This window comes from Paraburkholderia sp. GAS334, from assembly GCF_050436625.1.
Classification (GTDB): Bacteria; Pseudomonadota; Gammaproteobacteria; order Burkholderiales; family Burkholderiaceae; genus Paraburkholderia.
Genome location: NZ_JBNDMO010000075.1, coordinates 1 through 5,387, shown reverse-complemented (window position 1 = coordinate 5,387; position 5,387 = coordinate 1). Strand labels below are relative to the sequence as shown.

Below are 5,387 nucleotides of genomic sequence, written 5' to 3'. Positions count from 1 at the left end.
ACGAGGATCGCTTCACCAGGAATCATTTGTAGAATGCAATTGACGTCCTGCCAGACGGCAGGTCTCTATCTGCCTTGCACACAAAAATTCAGACATTCCCGCTGCTGTGCTGCAAACGCCCCTGCAATGCTGTTCCGTCTGGCAACGGCATCGCCACTAGCTGCCGTAAGCTCCTGCCGCAAGTTGTTCCAAATGCTCTCCGCGTTCTCGGGCTGAGCCTGCATGGCGGTGCAGTAGCGCAAAACCCGCGCGTGCACGTCGTCCATACTTATAAAGTGCGGGGCGACTACACCACACCACCCTTGATACCAGGCTGGATCCCGCTGCCCCATGTGCAGCGCAACGTATTCACGGGAATCCAGTGCTGCCGCGTTGTACGCCTTCACCCGACCATCAAAGCCATCTCCTTCGATAGCACATCCCGACACAGCGACAAGCAGGAGCAAAGCAGCAGCTATGTTCGCAACGTCCCCGATTACTTTCATCGCTTTTCCGTTGGGTTGTTTGTCTATAGCAGCCTGATGGCTACGACCTTGGCAATCACACTGATAACGAATGCCATTCCTAGACCGAAGAAGGCGTATAACCATGCTCTATGTAGTCTACGGACCTTGGCTATCAGGTAGCACCACACCATCAGACCAAGCCAGGGGCCACCTGCGGCAACGTTGCCATTAGGAGCAATCGGGCGGCCGGCCATTGATATAAAGAAAACAGACAGAGCTGAGAAGAGAACCGCAAGCCAAAGCAACGCTTCCCATACGCGGCTGAGCCCTGTGCGGCTAGTTGAGGCTGCCACGTCGGACAAATGCTCACGCCCCAGATCGTCGGTGGAAGCTGCCTCCAAGATCGCAGCGCGGCATTGGGAGCAGTAACGCGCCCTGCCTGCGAGCGGCGTGCCGCATACCGAGCACTTGACGACGCTTTTCATATAATCTTTTCCGTGGTGTTTAGCAGTGGAAAATTCCACAGACAACGTGCTTTACGCCGTCCCCAATGCTTTGCAGCACCCCGCCCGCGCCTTTTACGACTGAGGCGGTTGCGCCAGCGGCCACATCTGCGCCCCAACGGCAGCGCCGGCGACATCGCCTTTCCCAAGAGCGTTAGCGATCCGCTGTACCTGGTCCAAGGAAGCGGATACGGTAATCTCAGTCACGTCGGGGCCGGGGCAAGACGTCTTGTTATAGTCGCTCACGCTCACACTCGTCGTGTCCGCCTCACGCATTCGTTGAGACACGACGACCCGGGCTACCTCTTTTGTGGGATCGATATCGCCGTACTTAAAGCTGACGTGCAGGTTCTCGGACTTCGCCGGTGACGCGCGGAAAACGCAGAAGTCGTACGAGCCGCTGGCGAAGACCGTGAGCGGTGCGAAGACCGCGGTCAAAACAAGCAACCTAATGAGAGCGCGCATCCTGTCCCCCTGTTTTCCTGTGCGAAGCCCGCGCGACCGGCGCGAGCTAGGCCTTTGCAACGTTCACGCTCGGGTTGTTCAAGATCGCATCGATTGCGGCTAAATCGTCCTTCGACGCCGGAATGCCAAATCGGAGCGCGGCGATTGCTTCGGGCGACGTGTCAGCGTTGGTCACGTCGTAGGGTTTGGCCCGCAAACCGGGTCGAACTTGATAATTCCGTCTTGCTCATTTTTCATGATGTTTTCCGATCTCTTTACAATCGCCCGAAACCGGTCTATTGAGTCGTGGTTGTCGTGACGCCGTTGTCTGGGCGCATATGAACGTCGTTTGCATGCAGGACGCATCGGAACGTGATCGACGCCCCGCCCAACCGAACACCAGGAATATTGGACGTCGTTGTTTGCGTCACCAGCTCGAACTCTTTATCCATCGAAGCGCAAAACTGATTGCCCTCAACCATCAACTTTCCGCTCACCGCGCTCACGTCCCCGAAGATCCCTGCCGTATTCGTCTTTGACGAATAATAGGTATCTCCACCGATCTTCGTTGGAGGGGTGCTGGCACACCCTGCGACGAACACTGCGGCGGCGATCATCGCAGCTTTTTTAACCGAACTGAACCCGTTTCTCACCTTCATCTCTATTTTTGTCCTTGTTTTACTAGCCGTGTGAGCGCGTGTACCGGCCCGTGGCGATTTCCCGATGGGTCTTGCAGTCAGTTAGACCTGGACGTCTCGATATCCCGCCGGCAGGGTGATGACGCCGAGGTTCGGCGGGATGGCGGGGATTCCCGGCGTGCCAGGAATTCCAGGCACGCCCCGCTGCGTCGATGCCTTTCCTGTCTTGTACAGCAGCCGGTCCGTCCTGTAGATTTCCGTGCCACACCTCTTTCCCTTCGAGTCGCCCGACGAAACCGCCGCGTCGCGTAAATACCTTGTCATCCGAGACGAAGGCGATCGGGTCACCCTTCGAACTGAAAAGCCATTTAGCCATTGTGGTCCTCCAATTGTTTTGGTTTGAGCGGGAGCGAACCTGGCTTTTCCGATTCGTTAGTTGGCAAACGCTGCGTGCCCAGCCAACTCGGCTAGCTTCTCGATGACCTTCGCCCGCGGCTGCCCAAGAACGACCGTTGCAGCGCAATCGACGCGGCCACCTGAAAGCCTCATGATGTATGAGTCACGGCGCGAGAACAGCGCCAAAGGGTCACGCTCGATGGTCGCCGTCGAGCCATCAACGAAAGTCACGATAATTCGTTCACCCTCACTGTCAGGCATCACGTCGCGCACCCCAAGCATAGTCGTCAGGTCGGTGCCCACCTCAATCATGCTCATATCTGCTTTTTCCTTGTCAACGCTGATCGGCGCGAAAGCCGTCGCGAACCCAGCGATAGAGTTTTGCTAGACCCATTGCCAAAATCCATCCCGCAACGACCGGGCAGATCACGAGCGAAACCGTTCGACCGAGGTCCAGCGAGCAACGGCTTACCGGTGATTGAGACGACGCTCCACAGGTAACGAGTAGATTCCGGACTTCCCATCCCGGATGACCTGCCGCTTCCCATCCGGCATGCAAGTGATACAGGATCGCGAAGTCGTACGCTGCAAAAGCGCATGCTCCCAAAACCCAGAGGAGAGACAAAGAGAATCCAAGCCTAAGCCACCCAAGCGATACGCCGCGCGTCAACATGAAAGTCATCAAACGGCCGAGCGGATCAAACTGGTGGAGCATCGTTCCGACAACTTCCGCCCGAAGTGCGACGTACTCTTTCGGCCATAAACGGTGGCATCGAACGGCGAAGTCATCGTCGCTCCGAGTGGTCCTCTTGCCCGTCTTGACGCTCTGAAAAATGGCTCGCAAGCGAGCTTCGGATGCGTCGTCCATGGTCTTTACCTTGTTGCGCGGCAAGGCCGCTTTTCCGGTCTAGCCTTTGCGTTCACGAGCGCGGGCTATCGCCTCGTCTGCGAGGGACTTTGGCGTATCGAACGTCACACCACCGTCCCACTCCAGCGTCACGGGCGCGCCGCACGTTGAACAGGTAGACGCTTCGCCGTCGTGCGAGTCGTCGGGATGGTGTACCTCGCCCCGATGCTTGCATTCGGCGCAGCGGTACACATACAGAACGTTTCCCTCAATAGCCATGTCCTCTCCTGTTTCGCCTGCGAAAATCGCAACCCGCTTGCCCCGACATTATCCGCGCGCTACTGGCTCACGGAATGACCCGCCTCGTGCGTGTTTCGCTTCTTTTCCATTGGTTAGGCGAGTGGTTCAGGCGCGACGTGGTAATAGCCCTCGCGCATCGTTTCTTCGGGCAACACAACGGATACGGACTTGTGGCGCGCATCGCTAATCCATTCATCCATGAGCGCGTTTTGTTCATTGTCCGTCATTGCATCGAAAGGCTTGCGTTCCATCGTTCGCTCCTTGCTTCCTGTTTAGCCCGCGCGACCGGCGCGAGCGCTTTTCCGATCAGACCGGCCACGCGATGGTGCCGGCCAATTCCTTGGGTTCCAACAGCACGACGGCCTTCTTCTGCAGGTGCCATGCGCTGTCCGTTTTGCACTCGCGGAGGTAACGACGAACCGCCTCCATCGGACCTTCATCCAGGGCAACATCGATGGTGCGCCCGAGAAGGTCCACCCGGCGCCCCGTGAAGCCTCGCCTCGCATCGTCTGGGTGAACTCCAAACTTAGATGGTCCGAGATCACGCTCTACCCTTCGGCGAGCGTTAAAGTGCGGAACACCCGCCGTCTTGACGAAGAATGACCACACGTCAATGTCCTTCACTCCGTTGACACGGTCCATGTAGTGCTTGGCAGCGCCCTGACACAATGCCGAGCAAAGAAAATGCTGAGGGCGTGCATACCGGGCGAAGAAGTCGTCGCGGTCCTGTGACGCAATTAAAGCGAATCGCGCCAAGTCGTCAGCGGTAATGGGTTCAAGCGAGCGTTCTACCGGGTCCATCGCTTTTCCGATCCGTCAGTGAGCGCCAGCGTGTTCCCGGCGTTTGCCGAACAGCGGCAGCAACGCAGGAATCCACACAGCGACAGCTATGAGCAGCAGCGCCAGAGAACGCCAAGTCAAACCGGTCTGGTTACTCCTCGACACGACTCGCGCATCCGACGAATACAGTCCTCCGCCGAGCGCACCGAAAATCTCGAAGTCGCGCTCGAACACACGGCCCCGACGCGTCACGTCACGGTAAGTGCAACTGTTGCTGGACGGCTCTACCTGGGCTGAGATACCTGCCACGCATGCGGCGGACACTGACACGTCGACGTGATCGAGTTGTCCTGAAAACTGGAACGAACCAATCGCCGCAACGGCGATGAGTGCGCGGGCGGCGAATTTAATCATGGGGCGTTTTATCACCTTTGCCAGTGGAACCGGACGCGGCGAGCACGCAGTACAGCGCGATTGCGCACCCTCCGGCGAGCAGCGCGAGAAGTGCGGACGGCACCATCGCCAGAGAGAAAATCTCGACCTTTGCGATGGGCGTTACGACATCAATAGCGGATTGCAGACTCATGTTTTTATTTCCTCTATCACACGGCTACCGGCTGGCTCGGGGCGCAGCTCGCGCCAGATGCTTTTCCTAGTCGTTCGCCACAACACCGCGACGCTTCAATTCGGCGTCGATTGCCGCGAGTTGCCGCTTGTTCACCGCCCGCCACTCTGCGCTGGTCATCCATCCGCGCGACCAGATCATGTTGCGCCACTCCGGTGACTCCCACGCCCCGATCCGCTGAACGTTGTCCACTCCAATCTGAGCCAATGGCACGCGGCGGAAACGGTCATTCCAGACGTATAAAGCGACGCTCAGGGCCACAGCCACGCCGATCAAACCAGCAAGAACGAGCGAGTTCATCTTGTTCGCTTTTCCTAGTGTCCTGAGTTAGAAGTTCGTTGAATCAATCTTCCGCTCTATCCGAAATGACGAAATGCTGATTAAAAAGCCGCTCGGACTCGCGCAACC

The 5,387-nt window shown here is 57.7% G+C and carries 11 protein-coding genes; all 11 read right to left on the bottom strand.

Features of this window, described 5'->3' with window-relative positions; translation table 11 throughout:
• Positions 1 to 65: 65 nt before the first annotated feature.
• Positions 66 to 485, bottom strand: a complete 420-nt coding sequence (locus P3T21_RS38105; RefSeq protein WP_429261006.1) for a hypothetical protein — start codon at positions 483 to 485, stop codon at positions 66 to 68.
• 539 nt (positions 486 to 1,024) lie between these two features.
• The gene (locus tag P3T21_RS38100; protein WP_429261005.1) at positions 1,025 to 1,414 is read right to left on the bottom strand and encodes a hypothetical protein; all 390 of its coding nucleotides are present in this window, start codon (positions 1,412 to 1,414) and stop codon (positions 1,025 to 1,027) included.
• A 275-nt stretch (positions 1,415 to 1,689) separates the two neighbouring features.
• The gene (locus P3T21_RS38095; protein WP_429261004.1) at positions 1,690 to 2,052 is read right to left on the bottom strand and encodes a hypothetical protein; all 363 of its coding nucleotides are present in this window, start codon (positions 2,050 to 2,052) and stop codon (positions 1,690 to 1,692) included.
• Between the two features lie 411 nt (positions 2,053 to 2,463).
• Entirely contained in the window at positions 2,464 to 2,745 is a 282-nt protein-coding gene (locus P3T21_RS38090) for a hypothetical protein (RefSeq protein ID WP_429261003.1), read from the bottom strand.
• Positions 2,746 to 2,761: 16 nt separating this feature from the next.
• The gene (locus P3T21_RS38085) at positions 2,762 to 3,295 is read right to left on the bottom strand and encodes a hypothetical protein (protein WP_429261002.1); all 534 of its coding nucleotides are present in this window, start codon (positions 3,293 to 3,295) and stop codon (positions 2,762 to 2,764) included.
• Between the two features lie 39 nt (positions 3,296 to 3,334).
• On the bottom strand, positions 3,335 to 3,553 hold the full coding sequence (locus P3T21_RS38080; protein ID WP_429261001.1) for a hypothetical protein: 219 nt from the start codon (positions 3,551 to 3,553) through the stop codon (positions 3,335 to 3,337).
• A gap of 113 nt (positions 3,554 to 3,666) precedes the next feature.
• Positions 3,667 to 3,825, bottom strand: a complete 159-nt coding sequence (locus P3T21_RS38075; protein WP_429261000.1) for a hypothetical protein — start codon at positions 3,823 to 3,825, stop codon at positions 3,667 to 3,669.
• Between the two features lie 55 nt (positions 3,826 to 3,880).
• Positions 3,881 to 4,375, bottom strand: coding sequence for a hypothetical protein (locus P3T21_RS38070; protein WP_429260999.1), 495 nt, complete (start codon positions 4,373 to 4,375; stop codon positions 3,881 to 3,883).
• Positions 4,376 to 4,390: 15 nt separating this feature from the next.
• Positions 4,391 to 4,768, bottom strand: a complete 378-nt coding sequence (locus tag P3T21_RS38065) for a hypothetical protein (protein WP_429260998.1) — start codon at positions 4,766 to 4,768, stop codon at positions 4,391 to 4,393.
• Entirely contained in the window at positions 4,761 to 4,940 is a 180-nt protein-coding gene (locus P3T21_RS38060; RefSeq protein ID WP_429260997.1) for a hypothetical protein, read from the bottom strand. The genes P3T21_RS38065 and P3T21_RS38060 overlap by 8 nt, the downstream gene beginning before the upstream one ends.
• A 66-nt stretch (positions 4,941 to 5,006) precedes the next feature.
• Entirely contained in the window at positions 5,007 to 5,279 is a 273-nt protein-coding gene (locus tag P3T21_RS38055; protein ID WP_429260996.1) for a hypothetical protein, read from the bottom strand.
• Between the last annotated feature and the right edge of the window lie 108 nt (positions 5,280 to 5,387).

Coding starts and splice junctions, on each gene's coding strand:
- P3T21_RS38065 (WP_429260998.1), bottom strand. CDS start 4,768: ATGATTAAATTCGCCGCCCGCGCACTCATCGCCGTTGCGGCGATTGGT.
- P3T21_RS38090 (WP_429261003.1), bottom strand. CDS start 2,745: ATGAGCATGATTGAGGTGGGCACCGACCTGACGACTATGCTTGGGGTG.
- P3T21_RS38070 (WP_429260999.1), bottom strand. CDS start 4,375: ATGGACCCGGTAGAACGCTCGCTTGAACCCATTACCGCTGACGACTTG.
- P3T21_RS38075 (WP_429261000.1), bottom strand. CDS start 3,825: ATGGAACGCAAGCCTTTCGATGCAATGACGGACAATGAACAAAACGCG.
- P3T21_RS38105 (WP_429261006.1), bottom strand. CDS start 485: ATGAAAGTAATCGGGGACGTTGCGAACATAGCTGCTGCTTTGCTCCTG.
- P3T21_RS38100 (WP_429261005.1), bottom strand. CDS start 1,414: ATGCGCGCTCTCATTAGGTTGCTTGTTTTGACCGCGGTCTTCGCACCG.
- P3T21_RS38085 (WP_429261002.1), bottom strand. CDS start 3,295: ATGGACGACGCATCCGAAGCTCGCTTGCGAGCCATTTTTCAGAGCGTC.
- P3T21_RS38095 (WP_429261004.1), bottom strand. CDS start 2,052: ATGAAGGTGAGAAACGGGTTCAGTTCGGTTAAAAAAGCTGCGATGATC.
- P3T21_RS38060 (WP_429260997.1), bottom strand. CDS start 4,940: ATGAGTCTGCAATCCGCTATTGATGTCGTAACGCCCATCGCAAAGGTC.
- P3T21_RS38055 (WP_429260996.1), bottom strand. CDS start 5,279: ATGAACTCGCTCGTTCTTGCTGGTTTGATCGGCGTGGCTGTGGCCCTG.
- P3T21_RS38080 (WP_429261001.1), bottom strand. CDS start 3,553: ATGGCTATTGAGGGAAACGTTCTGTATGTGTACCGCTGCGCCGAATGC.